The organism is Rhodococcus sp. G-MC3 (genome assembly GCF_030063335.1).
Taxonomy (GTDB): domain Bacteria; phylum Actinomycetota; class Actinomycetes; order Mycobacteriales; family Mycobacteriaceae; genus Rhodococcoides.
Genome location: NZ_JASISW010000006.1, coordinates 256,210 through 275,235, shown reverse-complemented (window position 1 = coordinate 275,235; position 19,026 = coordinate 256,210). Strand labels below are relative to the sequence as shown.

Here is a 19,026-nt window from a genome sequence, read left to right as displayed (position 1 = left end):
GCGCGACACCACCGGGCGGCAGGCTGGGGTCAGTCGATCGGACTGAATTCCGGCTGGTCGATGATGCGCAGCCATGAACCGTCCGCCTGGCGCACGGCCACCTGCGCCCGCGCGCCTGCGCCGTCTCGCGGCGCGGTGGACGTCAACGCGATGTCGCCGTGCGTCAGGGTCGGTAGGCCCTCTTCGGGTTCGAAGCGCGGTCCGTGTGCCAGCACCGATGCCCATAGTGTGCGGATCGCGTCGCGTCCGACCGTCGTTTCGTTCTTGGGGTAGGCCATAACGGCGTTCTCGTCGTAGAGGGCGGCGACGCCGTCTGCGTCACCGGCATTGGAGCGCTCGACGAACAGGCGGGTGATGTCCTCGGGGGTCTGTGCTTTCTCGTATGTCATGTTTCAAGCGTGGAGTCATCTTTACTAGAAGTCCAACAGATTGTTCTTATGCAAACTAGAATCTACAGTTATGGAACTTCGGCAGCTTGAGTACTTCGTCGCGGTCGCAGAAGAAGCGAACTTCACTCGGGCGGCCGAACGGGTGAACATCAGCCAGTCAGGGATCAGTGCCCAGATCCGAGCCCTCGAACGTGAGGTGGGTGCTGAACTCGTCGATCGAAGCAGCCGCGTGGCAACACTCACCGTCGCCGGCAAGGCAGCGGTGGACCATGCGCGTGCTGCTCTGCAATCGGCTGCGGCACTCCAGCGTTCCATCGACGAAGTCAACTCTCTCGTGCGCGGGCGGATCGACGTCGGAATGGTCACGGCGTGCACCGTCACACCGTTATTCGACGCGCTGGCAGACTTCCATACCGATTATCCTGGCGTCGATCTCGCACTGGCCGAGGGTAATTCGGACGAACTCATTTCCCGCGTGCGCGCCGGAGGCCTTGACATGGCGCTCGTCGGAACGGCAGCGCAGACACCGGAAGGGATGGATTCCCTGGTCATTGTCCGCGAAGGGCTCGCAGCGTGTGTACCGCCAGGCCACCCGTTGGCGCCGGCGACAGGGGTGAGCCTCGGTGAAGTCTGCGCATACCGCGTCGTGTGCCTGCCCCAGGGCACCGGAATCAGAACGGTGTTCGACGATGCCTGCGCTGTAGCGGGTCTGGTCGCCGACATCGCTATGGCCGCCAGCGCACCCGCAGCCGTCGCGGACCTGGCGGCGCGCGGAATGGGCGTCGGGATCCTCAGCGAGTCGATGGCCGGCGACTTCACGGACCTGGTGGCCATTCCGATCACCGGGGTCGACATCGATGCGCTGCTCGCCCTCGTCTGGTCGACCAGATCGAGTGCGGCGGTGAGGGAATTGGTCTCGCGAGTGCGCACGAGCTTCTTCGGCTAGTTCAGTGTGGTGATGTGGTCGCGGGTGAACGCGATCCGCTCGTCGAGCTTGCCTGCCTCCACCTTGTTGACCCACTCGGGATCTGCGAGTAATGCCCGGCCTACGGCGACGATGTCGAACTCTTCGCGCACGAACTGATCCAGCAGTGCCTCGAGGCCGGTGGTCTCGGATGCGGCATCGGGCCCCCATGCACCGTCGAACACCTTGTCGAGCCCGACCGAGCCTACGGTGATCGTCGGTAGTCCGGTGACCTCCTTGGTCCAACCGGCAAGTCCACGTTCACCTTCCGAACCGGACAGTTCGGGGAAGGCGGGCACCCAGTGGCGACGAGTCGACGGGTGGAACACGTCCACACCCGCATTCACGAGGGGAGTCAGTACCTGTTCGAGTTCCTGCGGCGACTGCGCGATGCGGGCGTCGTAGTGACCGGCCTTCCACTGGGAGTAGCGGTAGACGAGTGCGAAGTCGTCGCCGACCTCGGCGCGGATGGCAGCGACCACCTGGGCGGGGAATCGTGTGCGGGCCTCGAGCGATCCGCCGAAGCGGTCGTCGCGAACGTTGGTGTTCTGCCAGAGAAACTCGTCCAGCAGGTAGCCATGGGCTCCGTGCAGTTCGACACCGTCGAATCCAACGGACTTCGCGTTGACTGCGGCGTCGACCCAGTGCTGGATCTCCTCGTCCAGATCGGTGCTGGTGAACGCACGGCCGACGGGCTTGCCATCCAAACCGAGTCCCGACGGGCTGACCGTGGTCGCCTCAGGATTGAGGCGAGGCTCCGCGCCGCGCTCGGCACCGAGATGCCACAGCTGCGGGATGATTGCCGAACCCTCCGAGTGAACGGCATCGACGACGCCCTTCCAGCCGGCCAGGCTGTCGTCGCCATAGAGAAGTGGAACGCGGGTGTCAGGGCCTGCTGCAGGGTCGGGGATCAACGTCCCCTCGGTAATGATCAGGCTTGTGCCGCCCGCGGCGCGTTTGCGGTAATACTCGGCGACGTCGCTGCGGGGGATGCCGCCCGGTGAAAACGCCCGCGTCATCGGCGCCATTGCGAACCGGTTTCGCAGTTTCAGGGATTTCACCTCGAACGGGGTGAACAAGCCGGCCGTTACTGAGGTGCTGGTGTACGTTTCGGTCACCTCAGGGACCAACCCGCGGCCTGCTGACCGTATTCCTCCGCGTGCTATACCTGGGTGATGAAGGTTACAGGCAAGGTTGCCGTTGTCACCGGTGGAGGCGGCGGAATCGGAGGAGCCCTTGCCGAACGTCTCGTTGCCGAGGGCGCCAAAGTGGTCGTATCGGACTTGGATCCGGTGTCGGCGTCGAAGGTTGCGGAGCACCTGGAGACCGGCTCTGCAGTGTCGCTCGGTGGCGATGCATCCAAAACCGAGGACATAACAGCGCTGATCGCATTCGCCGAGGACACGTTCGGACCGGTCGATTTGTACTTCGCCAACGCGGGAATCAGCGGCGCTCCGGGCCTGGAGGCAAGCGAAGCGGACTGGGATCTGTCCATCGACGTCAATCTCCGCGCACACATCAGGGCGGCGCAGCTGCTGGTGCCGAAGTGGCTCGAACGCGGCGAAGGATATTTCGTCAGCACGGCGTCGGCGGCCGGTCTGCTCACTCAAATCGGTTCTGCGACATACTCGACCACCAAACATGCTGCCGTCGGATTCGCCGAATGGCTCAACGTTACCTATGGCGATCGTGGTATCAGGGTCAGTTGCCTGTGTCCGATGGGCGTCAATACGAAGCTGCTGTACGAAGGCCAGGAATCGGGGAGTGCGCTTGGCGCCGCTGCGACCAAGGCTGTTCTCTCCGCAGGCGACATCCTCGAACCGAGCGATGTCGCCGAGATCGTGCTCGCCGCGATGGATGCCGAGCAGTTCTTGATTCTCCCGCATTCTACTGTGCTCGACATGTACCGCAACAAGGGTGCAGATTACGACCGGTGGCTCCGCGGCATGCGGCGTTACCAAAAGGCCCTTCTGGGCGAAACCGATTGAGGGGACTGGACGTGTCGTTCTTCGAAACCACCGACCGCGGCAAGAAGTACGAAGCCGATCTGCTCGAATTCATGGATTCGCATATCTACCCGGCGGAGGCCGTGTACGAGGAGCAGATGCGTGCGCTGGGCGACCCGCACGGTCAGCCCCAGATCGTCGAGGACCTCAAGAAAGAAGCCCGAGCCCGTGGGCTGTGGAACCTCTTCCACCCGCACCCCGAGTGGGGGCCAGGGCTGACGAACCTGGAGTACGCACCCCTCGCCGAGATCATGGGCCGAAGCCTGCTGGCACCCGAGGCGTGCAACTGCAATGCGCCGGACACCGGGAACATGGAGGTCTTCACGCTGTTCGGCACCGACGAGCACAAAGAGAAATACCTGAAGCCGCTGCTGGACGGCACAATTCGCTCGGCATTCGCGATGACCGAACCCGACGTGGCGAGCTCGGACGCCACCAACATCGAGATGAGCATGGTTCTCGACGGCGACGACTATGTTCTGAACGGTCGAAAATGGTTCGCGTCCAACGCGATGCACAAGAACTGTCGGGTACTGATCGTGATGGGCAAGACCGATCCGAGCGCGGCGTCGCATCGTCAGCAGTCGATGCTCGTCGTACCGATCGATGCCCCCGGCGTGACCGTCGTTCGTAACCTGCCGGTGTTCGGCTACGTCGACCGCGAGGGGCACGCCGAGATCTTGTTCGAGGACGTACGGGTCCCGTCGAAGGACGTACTGAAAGGACCGGGCGAAGGATTCGCTATCAGCCAGGCCAGGCTCGGACCTGGACGCATCCACCACGCGATGAGGACCATCGGCGTCGCCGAGCGGGCTCTGGAACTGATGTGCCGCAGGGCGTCCTCGCGCGTCACGTTCGGCAAGCCTGTCTCGACGCGAGCGAACATTCAAGACTGGATCGCCGAAGCGCGCATCGGCATCGAGATGACGAGACTGCTGACGCTCAAGGCCGCGTACCTGATGGACACCGTCGGGAACAAGCAAGCGCGCACCGAAATCGCAGCCATCAAGGTCGCGGCGCCGCTCATGGCCCTCGAAGTGATCGACCGGGCAATTCAGGTCCACGGCGGCGGCGGCGTCACCAACGACTTCCCGCTGGCGATGATGTATGCCCACATCAGAACTCTTCGTCTGGCAGACGGTCCCGACGAGGTGCACAAGATGTCGATCGCAAAGATGGAGCTGGGAAAGTACAGCTAGGCGCTCCGCGCATGTGAGTGGAAATACGTTGCAGGGGACGTACTTCCACTCACACGCGACGAGGTCGCCTACAGATGAATCACACCTCGCATGTTCTTGCCGTCACGCAGATCCTGGTACCCCTCGTTCACCTGCTCCAGCGAGTACGTGTTGGTGATCAGCTCGTCGAGCTTGAGCTGGCCGGCATCGTAGAGGCGTAGTAGCCGAACGATGTCGTACTGCGGGTTGGCGGAACCGAAGAGCGTGCCCTTGATGGTTTTCTGGTTCAACGTCAGATCGGTACCCGAGACGTGCACCGTCAGTGCAGCCGGATCAGCCAGGCCGGTGATGACGACGGTTCCGCCCTTGCCGATGGCCGCCGTCGCCGCCTGTACGACGCCTTCGTCGACGGTTCCGACGAGGATGAGCGCCTGATCTGCGCCCTGTCCCCAAGTCAGCTCGGTGAGCTTCTCCTGCGCGCTCTCGTAATCTGCAAAAGCATGTGTCGCACCGAATTTGAGAGCCTGGTTGCGCTTGAACTCCAGCGGATCGACGACGAGGACGTGCTTCGCACCTGCGTGGACAGCGCCCTGGACGGCGTTGATGCCGAGACCGCCGATGCCGTAGATGATCACCGAGTCGCCGGCGCGAACGCCACCCGCATAGACCGAGGTTCCCCAACCGGACGGGACGCCGCAGCCCACGAGAACTGCTATCTCCAGGGGCAGCCAGTCATCGATCTTGACGACGGAGTGCTGGGAGATCGTCGCACGCTCGGCGAACGTTCCGAGCATGCACATGGCACCGAACTCGGTTCCCTTGCTGTCGCGGCGACGGAAGGAGCCGTCGGGCATGCAGCCTTCGAGAATGGTTGTGCCCATGTCGCACAGGTTTTGTCGGCCCGTCGAACAGTAGCGACACGTTCCGCAGTTGGGAATGAACGAGCACACGACGTGATCGCCTGGCTTGACCTTGGTGACGCCGGGTCCCACTTCCTCGATGATGCCGGAGCCCTCGTGTCCGCCGACGATCGGGAAGCGCGGAGGCAGATCGCCGTCGAGTAGGTGTAGGTCCGAATGGCACAGGCCCGCAGCGACATACTTGATCAGAACTTCACCGGGTCCGGGTCCGTCCAATTCGAGTTCCATGATCTCGAAGGGCCTGTGAGCCTCGAACAGAACAGCTGCTTTGGTCTTCATGAAGGGTTCCTTTACCGGTAGATGGACTTGACTGTCTGGAAATTGCCGATTGCGTCGGGGCCCAGTTCGCGGCCGATACCGCTGTCCTTGACGCCGCCGAACGGTGATCCGGGATCGACCAAGTAGCGGTTGATACCGATGGTGCCGGTCCGGATTTGCTTGGCGACGTTGTAGCCACGGTCGTCGTCCGAGGTCCACACGGTGCCCCCGAGACCGAAATCGGTGTCGTTGGCGATACGGATCGCGTCGGCCTCATCGCTGTACGGGATCACCGAGAGCACGGGTCCGAAGATTTCCTCCTGCGCGATGGCGTGGTTGTTCTCGACGTCCGCGAAGATCGTCGGTTGTACGAACCAGCCTTGATCGAGACCGCTCGGCCTGCCGCCGCCGGTGACGAGGCGAGCACCGTCACCGCTGCCCTTCGCGATGTAGCCCTCGACTCGATCACGTTGGCGCTCACTGGCCATCGGCCCGATCTGCGTCGCCGGATCGAGTGCGTCGCCGACGGCGAGCGAGTTGGCGAATGCCTCGAACACGCCGACGACCTCGTCGTAGCGGCTCCGCGGCGCGAGGACCCTGGTTCCGAGGAAGCATGTTTGGCCGTTGTTGAGAAACGTTGCACCGAAAAGGTCTTCGCCGATCCTCGCCAGGTCGAGTTCGGCATCGTCGAGCACGATCGCGGCCGACTTGCCACCCAGCTCCAGTGTCACCGGGCGAAGCAAGCGTCCGCAGGTCTCGGCGATGGATCGACCCGCTGCGGTGGAGCCGGTGAACGCCACCTTGTCGACGTCCGGGTGTGAAACGAGGTAGGCGCCGACCTCCCGGCCACCGGGAACAATGTTGATCACCCCTGACGGAATCCCCGAGGCCATGACGGCTTCGATGAACGGGATGGAATCGAGAACCGTCTCGGGGGAGGGCTTGATGACGATGGTGCAACCTGCGGCGAGAGCCGGTGCGTGTTTGAACGCGGCGAGAGTCTGCGGGAAGTTCCAGGGTGCGATTGCGCCGACGACGCCGATCGGCTCACGGCGAACTGTCGTCGTGCCGCCGCCGAGGTGGGGGTGTGATTCCTCGAATGTTGCGGTCCTCGCGATAGAGGCGTAGTAGCGAATCACCGCGACCGGGAAGCCTGCTTCGAGTTGCATCGCGATCGAGATCGGCATGCCGTTCTGGGCCGAGACGATGCGCGCAATCTGCTCACCGCGAGCCTCGAGTTCGTCTGCGAGACGGTCCATAGCGTCGGCGCGGCGGGCGGGTTCCCATTGGCTCCAACCGCCCGGATCGTCGAACGCGCGGCGAGCGGCGGTCACGGCGGCGTCGACGTCCGCCTCCTGTGCTTCGGGCACCGATCCGATGATCTGTTCGGTGCTAGCGGACCGCACTTCGATCCTGGCCGAGGAACTCGGCGGTACCCACTCGCCGCCGATGAACAACGACTCCGCATGTATTGCTGTATCCGTATCCATGCATAGATCGTGACCTGGATCACTCGACGCGGATGTACAGATTCTGGACGTTCTAGTGAATGCCGAGTTCTTTCATTCGCTTGTACAGAGTGGTGCGGCTGATCCCCAGTGCCTCTGCCGTGGTGCGCTTGTTGCCACCGAGCCGGGCGAGCTCGTGCACGATCGCGTCTCGCATCGCGGCATCGAGTGCGGACATTCTGCTGGTGATGGACCGATTGCGTGGTCGGACAAGGTCGTGTTCGGTGATGTCGCCGATGGTTCGCCTCGAGGCGGCATCGATGACCTCCGCGCGTAGTTCGCCGATGTTGCCGGGCCAGTCGTAGTCGATCAGGGCGCTCATCGCCGTCGACGTGAAGTGTGCGCGCGACTCGATTTCAGCCATGATCACGCGCACCAAATCCGGTATTTCATGCCGCCGGGACCGAAGTGGTGCCAATTCGATCGTCTCGGTGCACAGCGAAAGGAGACGTCGATGTTCGGGCTCTGTGGTATCGCGAGTGGAACTCGACAGAGCGAACCACGATCGGGTCGACGCCATCAGCGCATGCAGACGATGGGCGACGGGCCCGTCCGTCAGGTGCACGTTCTCGACGACGACGTCCGCGCCTGCCGTGAGCTGTTTCTGGATCGAGCCGAGCCAGTCGGCGGGAGTCGACACGACGATATCCCCGGCGTCGAACCAGTGCGGGTTCCGGGAAGCTGTCATCCGAGCAAGCGTCGTCGATTTCCCGGTGCCCGGTTCTCCCAGCACACAGAGCGGCCTGACGGTGGCGGCCGCGGTCATGGTTCGGGGCGGTTGTTCCTGAATGTCGATTTCGATGACGATTCCGGCACCGGACACCGGCCGTTCCCAGCGAATCGTCGCTCGCGCTCCCGAGCTCAGCACCACTTTCTCGACAACCCCGCTACGGCGAATGGAGTCATCGGTGAGCGAGCGCAATGCGGCATGGTCGACGGAGTCGACGAGCTTGGCGGCACTGGTGTTCTCGAGCAAGAGTTCGTCGGCGATCGCCACGACCGGGGCCCCTCGCCGCTGCGCCGAAGCATGCTGAAAAGCCTGGAACAGTCGTTGCTCGCCGCTACGAGTTTCTTCGAGCAGCCTGCCCTGGATGTCATGGGCAGCGTGGGCGAGCATGGGACGAAGCAGCGGGTTGTCCTCGGCGGCAAGATAAGTGATGTCGAGTACGCCTTCGATGTGTTTGGTCACCGGATGAATCAACGGATATCCGTAGCAGCTGAATCCCTTCATCGACTCGATGTAGTGTTCGTCGCCGCGGACAGCCAAAGGCTTTCGGAGTTCGAACGACGTCGAAATCGAATTGGTCCCCGAGGCTTGTTCGGTGAACGAGCGCCCGACGACGGCGCCGACCCCGAAGACCGCGTCGCGCAGCTTTCGTGTTCCGAATCTCAAATCGACGAGGCGGGCGTCGCGGTCGGCGAGAAGCACGCAGTAGCCGGACCCTTGGAGCACGCTTTCCATCCGGTCGATGATCGGGTTTGCGGCCGCGAGCAGCCGACTTCGGCGATCGACGTCGCGGAGACTGGACTGCTGGAGGGAGTGACCAGGGGCGAGGCCGCTCGAGGCAGAGCGTTGCCATGACAAGGCGATCTGCTCACGCACCACGTCGTGCTCCTGAATCCGAATCGACCAACTCGGCCTCACGTTAGCCACCTCGGGGTCGTTGTGGGGCGATCTTCGCAACTGCAGGTTGTCTGGTTACTTGATTTTGCGGTACACCACGTGCATCAGGCTCGACGAGGTGACAACCGAACTGCGTTCGTACCGGCTCTGGTCCCAGCCGCCGTAAATGCTCTCACCGCCGCCGACCAAGATGGGGACGACCGCCAGATGTAGTTCGTCGACGAGCCCTGCCGCCAAATACTGCTTGACAACCTCGGCCCCGCCCCCGAGGCGGACATCCTTGCCTTCGGCTGCTTCGATGGCCCGGTTGAGTACTTCCTCGATCGGGTCGTCGGTGAAGGTGAACCTTGTGCCGCCCGCCATGTCGAACGATGGACGCGAATAATGAGTGAGCACGAAAACCGGATGGTGGTACGGCGGCTCCTCTCCCCACCAGCCCTGCCAGGTCTCGTCGGGCCACTCTCCTCTGATGGGTCCGAACATGTTGCGGCCCATGATCGTCGCCCCGATGTTCTCCGTTCCCTTGTCGAGGAAGTGTTGGTCGGCGAGTGTGTGCTCGTTGAATACCCACTCGTGCAGGCTCTCGGTGCCGACGCCCATCGGATTCTCCAGGCTCTGGTCGGGCCCCGCGACGTAGCCGTCCATCGAAACTGCCAGGTTGTGCACGCGAAGTGTCATGCCCTATCCGACCATCGACGACGCCGAATGTCATTGTTGTAGGCGTAGCGTTTTTCTCATGGCATACAGATATCTGGGCAACAGCGGCCTCAAAGTCTCCGAGATCACCTACGGCAACTGGCTCACGCACGGCTCTCAGGTCGAGAACGACATCGCGACGCAATGCGTCCGCGCTGCACTCGACGCAGGCATCACGACATTCGACACTGCCGACGTCTACGCGAACGGCGCCGCCGAGACCGTTCTCGGTGAAGCACTGAAGGGCGTCCGCCGCGAGTCGCTCGAAATTTTCACCAAGGTCTACTTTCCGGTTGGGCCCAAGGGTCCGAACGACACCGGTCTGTCCCGTAAACACATCTTCGAGGGAATCGACGCCTCGCTGCGTCGGCTGAACACCGACTACGTCGATCTCTACCAGGCTCACCGGTACGACGTCGAGACTCCGCTGGAGGAGACCATCGCGGCGTTCGGTGACGTCGTGCGCAGCGGCAAGGCGCTCTACATCGGGGTGTCGGAGTGGACCGCGGACCAACTGCGCCGCGGACAGGCGCTCGCGCGGGAGAATGGTTTCTCGATCGTCTCGAACCAGCCCCAGTACTCGGCCCTGTGGCGAGTAATCGAGTCCGAGGTGATCCCGGCGTCGAAGGAACTCGGAATCTCGCAGGTGGTGTGGTCGCCGATCGCTCAGGGCGTCCTCACCGGCAAATACCTGCCCGGCCAGCCGCTGCCCGAGGGTTCGCGTGCCACCGATGACAAGGGTGGCGACAAGATGATCGAGCGCTACCTCAACGACGAGACGCTCACCCGAGTGCAAGATCTGAAGCCGATCGCCGACGACCTGGGCATCACGATGGCGCAGCTCGCGGTCGCCTGGGTGCTCGCCAACGACAACGTCTCCGCTGCGCTGGTGGGTGCGTCACGTCCGGAGCAGATCTCCGAGAACATCAAAGCGTCCGACGTCACGTTGGACACCGATGTGCTGAAGAAGATCGACGACGCCCTCGCCGGCTCGATCGAGACCGATGCGGCAAAGACACGGTCGCCGGAGACTCGACTGGTTTGATGCGCTGCGCGCCCGTGCGTGCTTGGGTACCACGCGGTGTCGCTTATCACTCAGCGCCGGCGACCCGCACGTGAGCGGAAATACGTTGCAGAGGACGTATTTCCGCTCACATGCGCGAAGCGCCTACTTCAGATGATGCACTTCCTGGAGCCCGTAGACGGGGGTGTCGATGCCCTCGTACCTGGCCTTGATCTGCAGCGCGAGATACAGCGAGTAATGCCTCGACTGATGCAGGTTGCCGCCGTGGAACCACAGGTTCTCCTGCTGCGTCGGCTTCCACATGTTGCGCTGCTCGCCCTCCCACGGTCCCGGGTCCTTCGTGGTGTCCGAGCCGAGGCCCCAGCATTTGCCGACCTTGTCCGCGGTCTCCTGGTCGATCAGGTCGGTGACCCAGCCGTTCATCGAACCGTAGCCCGTGGCGTAGACGATCAGATCGGCATCGAGTTCGGAACCGTCCGCGAGGACGACGCCGGTCCTGCTGATCCGATCGACCTGCCCGGCAACGAGTTTGATCTTGCCGTCGGCAACCAGCTCCGAAGCGCCGACGTCGATGTAGTAGCCCGAGCCACGGCGTAGGTACTTCATGAACAGGCCAGAGCCGTCGTCGCCGAAATCGTGCTGGAAGCCTGCTTTCTCGAGGCGATCGTAGAAGTCCTTGTCGTGCTCGGCGATCTGCTGATACACCGGGATCTGGAACTCGTGCATGATCCGGTACGGCAACGAGGCGAACGTCAGATCGGCCTTCTGCGTCGTCATGCCCGCATCGACTGCACGCTCGGAATACAAGTCGCCCAACGCGATTTCGCACAGCGAATCGGACTTGACGATATGCGTCGAGGAGCGCTGCAGCATCGTCACGTCCACGCCCGTCTCGTAGAGCGCCTTGCAGATGTCGTGAGCCGAGTTGTTGGAGCCGACGACGACGACCTTCTTGCCGACATAGGCGTCGGGACCCGGGTGCTCGCTCGAATGATGCTGCTCGCCTTCGAAGTCCTCCATGCCGGGGAAGTTCGGGACGTTCTTCTTCCCGGACATGCCGGTGGCCATGACGAGCTGTTTCGGGCGGAGGATGACTTCCTCGCCGTCGCGGTCGACGACGACTGTCCACTCCTTGGCGATCTCGTCGTATGTGGCGGACTTGGCGGTGGTGCGGCTCCAGTACGGAACCTCCATGACCTTGGTGTACATCTCGAGCCAGTCGCCGATCTTGTCCTTCGGTGCGAACACCGGCCAGTTCGGTGGGAACGGCAGGTACGGGAGGTGGTCGTACCAGACCGGATCGTGCAGGCACAGGGACTTGTAGCGGCCGCGCCATTGATCTCCCGGCCGGTTCGCACGATCGACGACGATGGCGGGCACGCCCAGCTGCCGGAATCGAGCGCCGAGTGCGATGCCGCCCTGGCCGCCGCCGATGATCAGTGCATAGGGCTGGACGGTGTAGCCGAGTTCGTTCTCTTCGACCTCCTTCTTCTCCGCCCAGTTCTGGGTATCGGCGTTGGAGCCGTGGACCGCACCCTTGATGCGGGTGTGATTCTGGCGCTCCTCGTAACCTTTGAGCTCCTGCATCGTGGTGAGCAGAGTCCACCCTTCATCGCCCTTCAGGCGAAGATGGCCTTTTCCTCGGCTGGTGGCGGTCTCGAATTCGATCCATGCCGAGGTGACACCATCCGCTTCGTCGGGAGTCTCGGTGGTGTGGAAGCCCCGGGGATCGGTATCGTTCAAACGCTCGGCGAGCATGCCCTTTATTCCGTCACGACCTTCGACGGTCTTGAGGTTCCAAGTGAAGGTGACCAGGTCGCGCCAGAAGCTGTCGACAGCAAATTTTGCGGCCACGCGATCGAGGTCGCGGGCACTGAGCGCGGCCTCGAAGTCCGCCAACCAGGCGTCGACGCGTTCCTGCGGGGTCTGGACGCGCGAGACGTCCACCGGCTCGATGGTCTGGGTCATGCTGGCTCCCTTGTCGCTGATGTTCGTGTGCTGTGACCCAGCACACTCCCTTTCGGGTGAACCGTCGAGGGTTGCAGCGGGTTGCACGTGATGCGGCTCACGCTGGGCTCAGCTTCTTCAATCCGAGCGACTGGAACGCGACGACGTAGATCAACGTCCACAGGACCAGCCAGTCGACGAACCCCAATGCATTGCCGCTGATTCCGGTCGCAACCTCGGGTTCGTGCAGGATGTGTTGGGCGGCGAATCGGTAGTAGAGAAGAAATGTGCCCAGTGCCAGCACGAAGGTGAGCGCTGCCCGGACCGACGGGCCGAAACGATTACCGAAACCATTGGCCCAGAAGATCATCCAGAATGCCCAGCACACACCGATCTGCGCCGGGAACTGGTCGACAACGCTGCCGAGTTCGGCGGTTGCCGTCGATCCAATCAAGATCTTCGCGAGCGGCACCATCAGGAAATAGATGACTGTGCCGAGAACCGCGTTGCCGACGGTGGCGGCGATCGCCGTTTTTCCTCCGCCACCGAAGAGCTTCCATGGCCAGTTGTCGAGGGTCTGACCTGTGAGAATGACCGCGACGACAATCGAGTAGAACCAGCCGAGCACGGTGTTGACGGTCATCAGTGGGTGTGTCGCCGACAGTGACACCGACGGCAGACCGAACACGAAATACAAGGCGAGAGTGGGGACTGCAACGAAGGCGATCTCGCACAGACCGATCAGAGGTTGCTTCATCTTGAAGACCGTCCAGGGCCAGTGTTGCCAGTTCAGGACCACCATCACCCACGTCGCGAAGCCGAAGAGAACGAACAGCGCCCCGGCGAAGTAACCGAGACCGCCTTCGCGCGTACCGGCGAAATCGGGAAACAGTGAGCCGAGTCCGCTGCCGAGCAGCCAGGTGACCGCTACCGCGAATACTCCCGTCGACACTAGGATCGTGAGCCCGCGCCAGGGCTGGGCGAGCCGGTCGAATCCGGCGAACTCGCAATCGAATCCGATGAAGACGATGAACAGGATGGCCCAGAACAGTGCCGCGTTGAAGGGGAGCGGGTAAAAGTTCCACGGGCTCGTGGTCGGGTCGGCGAGCAGGTACCAGGTGGCGACCGAGATCGCGACGACGACCACGAGATTTGCGACCCCGAAGGCGAACCATCGTCTCCCCGACTCGGCTTTCGGTGACACTTGTTGTGCGGCGGTGTGTTCGACGCCTGCGGTTGCGGTCATGATCGGCTCTCCTAGGGACGCGGATGGTGCGCCGTCACTATGAGCTGGATCACAAGCATTGCATCAGGGTTGCGAGGGGTTGCAGCCCCGGCCCTATTGATGTCACCAGGGGATGGGGCCGTTGTCGTCGAAGAAACCGCCTCGAGGTCCGTCGTCGGGCAGGGTCGCGAGTTTTATTGCGATGGCGGCACCTTGATCGGGAGAACGCGTCGAGTTGTGGCCGGTGAAGTCGGTGGCTACGTAACCGGGGCAGCATGCATTGACGATGATCCTCGTCTCCGTCAGGCGTCGAGCATATTGAGCGGTGATGCTGTTCAGCATGGTCTTCGACGGTGCGTAAGCGGCCATCGGTGGTCCTGTCTGCAGGGTGAGCGAACCCATGTTGCTGGACACGTTGACAATGCGTGCAGAGGCGGATCGCGTCAGTAACGGCAAGGCGGCGTTGGTGACCCGGATGGCGCCGAACACGTTGGTCTCCAGCACAGTTCGCACGACATCGAGGTCCAGCGTGGTCGGATCCTGCGCGCCGTTGTCGGTTCGGCCGCCGATTCCTGCATTGTTGACCAGCACATCCAGCCTGCTTGCCTCACGCTCGATGGTGGCTACGGCGGCCGTGACGCTGTCCTGCGAGGTCACGTCGACGGCAACTCCGAAGGCATCGATCCCCTCGGCACGTAGCTGCGCCACGGCCACGTTTCGTCGGGTGTCGTCACGGGCTCCGAGTGCGATTCGAAACCCTGCTGTGCCGAGTCCACGTGCGATGGCGTAGCCGATTCCCTTGTTCGCGCCGGTGACGAGCGCTGTCTTGACTTCGTTCATGCCCTCATCGTGGGCGGGTGAGCGTGTTGTGTCCAAGACCGATTGCCTCTGATGTGATACCTCAGAAGTATCAGCAGTACCGTGGGGACTTGTGGCCGACCTCGAAACGCGTGAGCTCCGGTATTTCCTTGCAGTGGCCGACGAGCTGCATTTCGGCCGGGCCGCCACCCGAATCGGCATCGCTCAACCCCCGCTCTCACGTGCAATCCAGCAGTTGGAGTCCCGCCTCGGTGTGCGGTTGTTCGAGCGCGATCGCCGCGGCGTCGAACTCACCGACGCCGGTCGTGTGCTCGTCGGCGAAGCACGCGTGGTGATCGACGCCGTGGAAGCTGCGGCGCACCGGACCCGACGAGCCGGAACGACCACGAGACCGATGGCCCTTGCGACGAAGGCCGGCGCGTCACACGCGCTGCTGCAGCGACTGCTTGCGGAGAGCGCGCAGCGCAGTGATGTCCCTGACGTCGAGGTGTTGTTGTGCGAGGTCGGTGAGCAGGCAGCCCTGCTTCGTAACGGCCGGGCCGATGTCGCGATCATGCACCGACCAGTCGATGATCTCGCAGGTTTCGACACCGAGGACATGCTCGCCGAGAGCCAGGTGGCTATTGTCCCGGCACACCACCGCCTCGCTGCGAGAACAGAGGTGACGATGGCTGACGTGCGGGACGTTCCGGATCTGCCGATGGCCCGATGGCCGAACATCGACGGCACCTACCCGACAGGGCCGGGCCCGGAAGTGCGTACGCAGTCGGAGATCGCGCAGCTTGTCGCACTGGGCAAGGCTCTGTTGGTGATTCCGGCATCGAGCCGCGCGTGGCAGTGGCCGCAGCACGTGGCCGTTCCCGTTCTGGATGCTCCCGTCATCACCACGGTGCTCGCGTGGCCGGCTCGCAATGCCATGTTGAGCGTAGAGGCTCTTGCCCGTGTGGCAGCGGAAGTCGGTCGATCGGAAGGCAATGGTGACATGAGCTGAAACCGATCGAAAGAACCCGGCTTCCGGTAGGTCCGCGTCGTTGACGACGGTATCGTCGAGCGCACGTGCTTTGTACGTGTGGAATTGTGCGAGAACAGCGTTCGGAGATTGCTGCGGCCTCCACGACGAACGATGCAGCCGACGACCGTCCGACGATCTCGAGCAGCTGGGGGTCGTGCCGCGTGATTCGATCAGCGATGCAACGCCCTGCAACCCTGTTGTCATGTGCCTCAGGTCACATAGACATACGTGCATCGGCCCCGAGCCGAACGACAAAGGAGAGCATCGATGCGCGCAGCTGTGTACTACGGCCCGAACAAGGTGGAGATCGCCGACGTGCCGGAACCCTCGCCCGGTGACGGTGAGGTCAAGGTGAAGGTCGGCTTCAACGGAATCTGCGGCACCGACCTGCACGAGTACTACGCGGGCCCCATCTTCATCCCGACCGAGCCTCACCCGCTGACCAATCAACAGCTTCCGCTCGTTCTCGGCCACGAGTTCTCCGGGACGATCACCGAGGTCGGCAAGGGCGTCACCGGCACGAAGGTGGGCGATCGCGTCGCCATCGAGCCGCTCTACCGCTGCGGACACTGTGGGCCGTGCAAGGCAGGCAACTACAACATCTGTCAGCAGATCGGCTTCCACGGACTGATGTCCGACGGCGGCATGGCCGAGTACACCGTCGTGCCGACGAACATGATTCACCACCTCCCCGAGAACGTGTCGCTGGAGCTGGGAGCACTCGTCGAGCCGATGTCGGTCGCGTTCCACGCTGCGACCCTCGGCGAACCGACACCCGACGACACCGCAATGGTCTTCGGCGCAGGGCCCATCGGTATCGGCCTGTGGTTCGCCCTGCGCGGCAAGGGACTGGAGAACGTCTTCGTCGTGGAGCCGTCGCCGACCCGTCGAGCATCGATCGAAGCGCTCGGCGCCAAGACGCTGGATCCCACCTCGATCGACGTTCCCGGATTCATCGCCGATGAGACAGACGGCCGCGGCGCCGACGCGATCTACGACGCAGCGGGTGTTCAACCCGCCGTGGAAACCGCGCTCGGATGCATCGGGGCCCGTAAACCGCTGATCAGCGTGGCGATCTACGAGAAGCCGCTGATGACACCGCTTCAGAAGATCGTCATGAACGAGTCCCGCATTCAGGGGTCGCTCTGCTACACCTCAGCCGACTACGACGCCGTCATCGACCTGATGTCCAAGGGCGCGTACGACACGACGGGGTGGGTCGACAAGATTGCCCTCGAATCGGTGATCGACGACGGCTTCGAAGCCCTGCACGCGGGCACCAAGATGAAGGTTCTCGTCGATCCTGCTGCTGGGCTGCACGGCGAGGCGCAGGCATGACCGTCGCACTCGTCACGGGCGGCGGACAAGGGATCGGACGCGGCATTGCGCTGAGGTTGGCCAAGGATGGGCATGACATCGCGCTCGTCGACTTGAACGACCACAAGATCGCCTGCGTCGCCGACGAGGTTCGTGAGATCGGTAGCAAGGCAACCACGTTCGTCGCCGATGTCAGTGACCGCGATCAAGTATTCGCGGCCGTAGATCACGCGCACGAAGCCCTTGGCGGATTAGACGTGATGATCAACAACGCCGGTATTGCGCAGGTCGCCCCTCTCGACGACGTCCGCCCGGAGGACACGAAGAAGATCTGGGCGGTCAACGTCGATGGTGTGCTGTGGGGAATCCAAGCCGCGGCAGCGAAATTCAAGTCGCTCAACCAGAAGGGCAAGATCGTCAACGCGTCGTCCATCGCAGGCCATGACGGCTTCGCGATGCTCGGTGTCTACAGCGCAACGAAGTTCGCGGTGCGGGCTCTGACCCAGGCGGCAGCGAAGGAGTACGCGGCGCACGGCATCACCGTCAACGCGTACTGCCCCGGCGTCGTCGGGACGGACATGTGGGTGAGCATCGACAAGCGTTTCGCCGAGCTCACCGGGGCGGCGGAGGGGGAGACGTACGACAAGTTCGTCGGTGGGATCGCACTCGGCCGAGCACAAACGCCGGACGACGTCGCGGCGTTCGTCTCCTACCTGTCCGGCCCGGATTCGGACTATATGACCGGGCAGGCTGGCTTGATCGACGGCGGTCTGGTCTTTCGCTGACCACCACCTTTGGACTCTCGACGTGACCTGGAGCACAATTGACCGCGATGACTCAGTCGACAGGACCCGAACCTGCGCTGGCGGCAGGTGAGGATCCGCGCCGCTACGCGCAGATTCTCACTGCCGTGTACGACGCGACGATGGCGGGCGGGAAATCCCCGGCTCGTCCGCGTGAGGTAATCGGCGATTCGTGGCGGCGTCTGCAGACACTCGGCATCGATCCCGAGCAGCGAAGCGTCTCCTCGCCGCAGATCGACGTGTCCGATCTCGAGCTCAGCCGTCGGGAATCGGGGTTGTTCGACGTCCTCGACGACCTTGCTCGCGGTCTGGAATCGGTGGTGCAGGAGGGCGACAACATTCTCGTTGTCGCCGACCGGCATGGGCGGGTGCTGTGGCGCAGCGGTTCGACATCGGTCCTGGACCGGGCCGACGGCCTCGGTTTCGTCGAAGGTGCGAGCTGGGCCGAGGATTCGGTGGGTACCAACGCGATCGGCACCGCTCTCGTCTCGCGCCGGGCGGTGCAGATCTTCTCGGCCGAACACTATGTACGTAGCCATCATCCGTGGACTTGTGCCGGTGCGCCGATCAAGGACCCGCGCACCGGGCACGTTATCGGCGCGGTCGATGTCAGTGGCCCGGCCAGCACCGTTCATCCAACGACGCTCGCATTGGTGGATGCGATCGCGAGATTGGCGGAATCACAACTGCGTGAACATCATCGGGAGAATCTGGACCGTCTGCGGTCGGTCGCGGCACCGATGCTCGCAAGGCTGCAGAGCCCCGCGCTGGCAGTGGACTCCAACGGCTGGGTGGCCGCGGTCGAATCCGTCGCGCTGCGTAATCGAATACTTCTTCCCGAGGGTTTGGCGTCGGGCCGGTTCTGGTTGCCGACGCTCGGTGTGTGCGATTTCGAGCCGCTGCCCGGAGGCTGGCTGGTTCGGCCCATCGGAGCGAACGACGACGGAAGCCCCTCGGAGACAGGAAATCCTACCAAGGTCAGCATCGATCTTCGGCAGTCTCAACACGCTCGGGTACACATCAGGAGTGAAGTCGGCGAGTGGACACATGAACCGACTCCACGTCACGCGGAGATCCTCTACCTGCTTGCAGTCAATCGAGAGGGGCGCAGCGCGGCGCAGATGGCTGCCGATCTCTTCGGTGACGACGGCCGCGCCATTACCGTGCGGGCCGAGATGTCTCGTCTGCGCAAGCATCTATCCGGGATTGTGCTGACGCAGCCGTACCGATTCGACTTCTCGGCCACCATTGAGCTGCTGCTCCCGGAGAACATGAGCAGGCTGCTCCCTCATTCGACGGCTCCGGCGATCAGGCGGCTCCGCCACCCGTGAGTGCT

General features: G+C 63.1%; 17 protein-coding genes. 8 read left to right on the top strand and 9 right to left on the bottom strand.

Annotation, left to right across the window (positions count from 1 at the left end; all coding sequences use genetic code 11):
• Positions 1-29: 29 nt before the first annotated feature.
• Complete coding sequence (locus QMK17_RS09095; RefSeq protein ID WP_283508404.1) at positions 30-389, bottom strand: YybH family protein; 360 nt, start codon at positions 387-389, stop codon at positions 30-32.
• A gap of 70 nt (positions 390-459) precedes the next feature.
• On the opposite strand from QMK17_RS09095, the gene QMK17_RS09090 reads away from it, so the two are divergent.
• Complete coding sequence (locus tag QMK17_RS09090) at positions 460-1,335, top strand: LysR family transcriptional regulator (protein WP_283508403.1); 876 nt, start codon at positions 460-462, stop codon at positions 1,333-1,335.
• Here the strand turns inward: QMK17_RS09090 and QMK17_RS09085 are convergent.
• Positions 1,332-2,471, bottom strand: a complete 1,140-nt coding sequence (locus QMK17_RS09085) for an NADH:flavin oxidoreductase (RefSeq protein WP_283508402.1) — start codon at positions 2,469-2,471, stop codon at positions 1,332-1,334. The two genes, QMK17_RS09090 and QMK17_RS09085, sit on opposite strands and share 4 nt — an antisense overlap.
• Before the next feature lie 57 nt (positions 2,472-2,528).
• Between QMK17_RS09085 and QMK17_RS09080 the strand changes: the two genes are divergently transcribed.
• Both QMK17_RS09080 and QMK17_RS09075 read left to right on the top strand, forming a co-directional pair.
• A complete protein-coding gene (locus tag QMK17_RS09080; protein WP_283508472.1) occupies positions 2,529-3,341 on the top strand; it encodes an SDR family oxidoreductase in 813 nt (270 codons plus the stop codon).
• 71 nt (positions 3,342-3,412) lie between these two features.
• The gene (locus tag QMK17_RS09075) at positions 3,413-4,558 is read left to right on the top strand and encodes an acyl-CoA dehydrogenase family protein (protein ID WP_442972725.1); all 1,146 of its coding nucleotides are present in this window, start codon (positions 3,413-3,415) and stop codon (positions 4,556-4,558) included.
• A gap of 68 nt (positions 4,559-4,626) precedes the next feature.
• Here the strand turns inward: QMK17_RS09075 and QMK17_RS09070 are convergent, their stop codons facing one another.
• From QMK17_RS09070 to QMK17_RS09055, 4 genes are read right to left on the bottom strand one after another with little or no spacing between them, the layout of a single operon-like run.
• The gene (locus QMK17_RS09070; protein WP_283508400.1) at positions 4,627-5,736 is read right to left on the bottom strand and encodes an NDMA-dependent alcohol dehydrogenase; all 1,110 of its coding nucleotides are present in this window, start codon (positions 5,734-5,736) and stop codon (positions 4,627-4,629) included.
• An 11-nt stretch (positions 5,737-5,747) separates the two neighbouring features.
• Positions 5,748-7,205, bottom strand: coding sequence for an aldehyde dehydrogenase (locus QMK17_RS09065; RefSeq protein ID WP_283508399.1), 1,458 nt, complete (start codon positions 7,203-7,205; stop codon positions 5,748-5,750).
• Positions 7,206-7,257: 52 nt separating this feature from the next.
• Positions 7,258-8,868 (bottom strand): sigma-54-dependent Fis family transcriptional regulator, encoded by a 1,611-nt coding sequence (locus QMK17_RS09060; RefSeq protein ID WP_283508397.1) that lies wholly within the window; start codon positions 8,866-8,868, stop codon positions 7,258-7,260.
• 54 nt (positions 8,869-8,922) lie between these two features.
• Complete coding sequence (locus QMK17_RS09055) at positions 8,923-9,525, bottom strand: dihydrofolate reductase family protein (RefSeq protein WP_283508395.1); 603 nt, start codon at positions 9,523-9,525, stop codon at positions 8,923-8,925.
• A gap of 58 nt (positions 9,526-9,583) precedes the next feature.
• On the opposite strand from QMK17_RS09055, the gene QMK17_RS09050 reads away from it, so the two are divergent.
• Positions 9,584-10,588, top strand: coding sequence for an aldo/keto reductase family protein (locus QMK17_RS09050; RefSeq protein WP_283508394.1), 1,005 nt, complete (start codon positions 9,584-9,586; stop codon positions 10,586-10,588).
• A 123-nt stretch (positions 10,589-10,711) separates the two neighbouring features.
• On the opposite strand, the gene QMK17_RS09045 is transcribed toward QMK17_RS09050, so the two are convergent.
• From QMK17_RS09045 to QMK17_RS09035, 3 genes are all read right to left on the bottom strand, one after another.
• Positions 10,712-12,535 carry an NAD(P)-binding domain-containing protein gene (locus QMK17_RS09045; RefSeq protein WP_283508393.1) on the bottom strand — a complete coding sequence of 608 codons (1,824 nt, stop codon included), beginning with the start codon at positions 12,533-12,535 and terminating at the stop codon, positions 10,712-10,714.
• A 97-nt stretch (positions 12,536-12,632) separates the two neighbouring features.
• Positions 12,633-13,760, bottom strand: a complete 1,128-nt coding sequence (locus tag QMK17_RS09040) for a hypothetical protein (protein WP_283508391.1) — start codon at positions 13,758-13,760, stop codon at positions 12,633-12,635.
• 102 nt (positions 13,761-13,862) lie between these two features.
• Complete coding sequence (locus tag QMK17_RS09035; RefSeq protein WP_283508390.1) at positions 13,863-14,579, bottom strand: SDR family oxidoreductase; 717 nt, start codon at positions 14,577-14,579, stop codon at positions 13,863-13,865.
• Between the two features lie 91 nt (positions 14,580-14,670).
• On the opposite strand from QMK17_RS09035, the gene QMK17_RS09030 reads away from it, so the two are divergent.
• From QMK17_RS09030 to QMK17_RS09015, 4 genes are all read left to right on the top strand, one after another.
• On the top strand, positions 14,671-15,549 hold the full coding sequence (locus QMK17_RS09030; RefSeq protein ID WP_283508388.1) for a LysR family transcriptional regulator: 879 nt from the start codon (positions 14,671-14,673) through the stop codon (positions 15,547-15,549).
• 288 nt (positions 15,550-15,837) lie between these two features.
• Positions 15,838-16,908, top strand: a complete 1,071-nt coding sequence (locus QMK17_RS09025) for a 2,3-butanediol dehydrogenase (protein WP_283508387.1) — start codon at positions 15,838-15,840, stop codon at positions 16,906-16,908.
• The gene (locus QMK17_RS09020; protein ID WP_283508385.1) at positions 16,905-17,672 is read left to right on the top strand and encodes an acetoin reductase; all 768 of its coding nucleotides are present in this window, start codon (positions 16,905-16,907) and stop codon (positions 17,670-17,672) included. Before QMK17_RS09025 ends, QMK17_RS09020 begins: the two co-directional genes overlap by 4 nt.
• 47 nt (positions 17,673-17,719) lie before the next feature.
• The gene (locus QMK17_RS09015; RefSeq protein ID WP_283508383.1) at positions 17,720-19,021 is read left to right on the top strand and encodes a GAF domain-containing protein; all 1,302 of its coding nucleotides are present in this window, start codon (positions 17,720-17,722) and stop codon (positions 19,019-19,021) included.
• Positions 19,022-19,026 lie beyond the last annotated feature (5 nt).

What these genes read in the sequence shown, in the direction of transcription:
- QMK17_RS09045 (WP_283508393.1), bottom strand. Translation starts at nt 12,535, where the DNA reads ATGACCCAGACCATCGAGCCGGTGGACGTCTCGCGCGTCCAGACCCCG.
- QMK17_RS09025 (WP_283508387.1), top strand. Translation starts at nt 15,838, where the DNA reads ATGCGCGCAGCTGTGTACTACGGCCCGAACAAGGTGGAGATCGCCGAC.
- QMK17_RS09055 (WP_283508395.1), bottom strand. Translation starts at nt 9,525, where the DNA reads ATGACACTTCGCGTGCACAACCTGGCAGTTTCGATGGACGGCTACGTC.
- QMK17_RS09070 (WP_283508400.1), bottom strand. Translation starts at nt 5,736, where the DNA reads ATGAAGACCAAAGCAGCTGTTCTGTTCGAGGCTCACAGGCCCTTCGAG.
- QMK17_RS09095 (WP_283508404.1), bottom strand. Translation starts at nt 389, where the DNA reads ATGACATACGAGAAAGCACAGACCCCCGAGGACATCACCCGCCTGTTC.
- QMK17_RS09075 (WP_442972725.1), top strand. Translation starts at nt 3,413, where the DNA reads ATGGATTCGCATATCTACCCGGCGGAGGCCGTGTACGAGGAGCAGATG.
- QMK17_RS09065 (WP_283508399.1), bottom strand. Translation starts at nt 7,205, where the DNA reads ATGGATACGGATACAGCAATACATGCGGAGTCGTTGTTCATCGGCGGC.
- QMK17_RS09015 (WP_283508383.1), top strand. Translation starts at nt 17,720, where the DNA reads ATGACTCAGTCGACAGGACCCGAACCTGCGCTGGCGGCAGGTGAGGAT.
- QMK17_RS09040 (WP_283508391.1), bottom strand. Translation starts at nt 13,760, where the DNA reads ATGACCGCAACCGCAGGCGTCGAACACACCGCCGCACAACAAGTGTCA.
- QMK17_RS09080 (WP_283508472.1), top strand. Translation starts at nt 2,529, where the DNA reads ATGAAGGTTACAGGCAAGGTTGCCGTTGTCACCGGTGGAGGCGGCGGA.
- QMK17_RS09090 (WP_283508403.1), top strand. Translation starts at nt 460, where the DNA reads ATGGAACTTCGGCAGCTTGAGTACTTCGTCGCGGTCGCAGAAGAAGCG.
- QMK17_RS09020 (WP_283508385.1), top strand. Translation starts at nt 16,905, where the DNA reads ATGACCGTCGCACTCGTCACGGGCGGCGGACAAGGGATCGGACGCGGC.
- QMK17_RS09050 (WP_283508394.1), top strand. Translation starts at nt 9,584, where the DNA reads ATGGCATACAGATATCTGGGCAACAGCGGCCTCAAAGTCTCCGAGATC.
- QMK17_RS09035 (WP_283508390.1), bottom strand. Translation starts at nt 14,579, where the DNA reads ATGAACGAAGTCAAGACAGCGCTCGTCACCGGCGCGAACAAGGGAATC.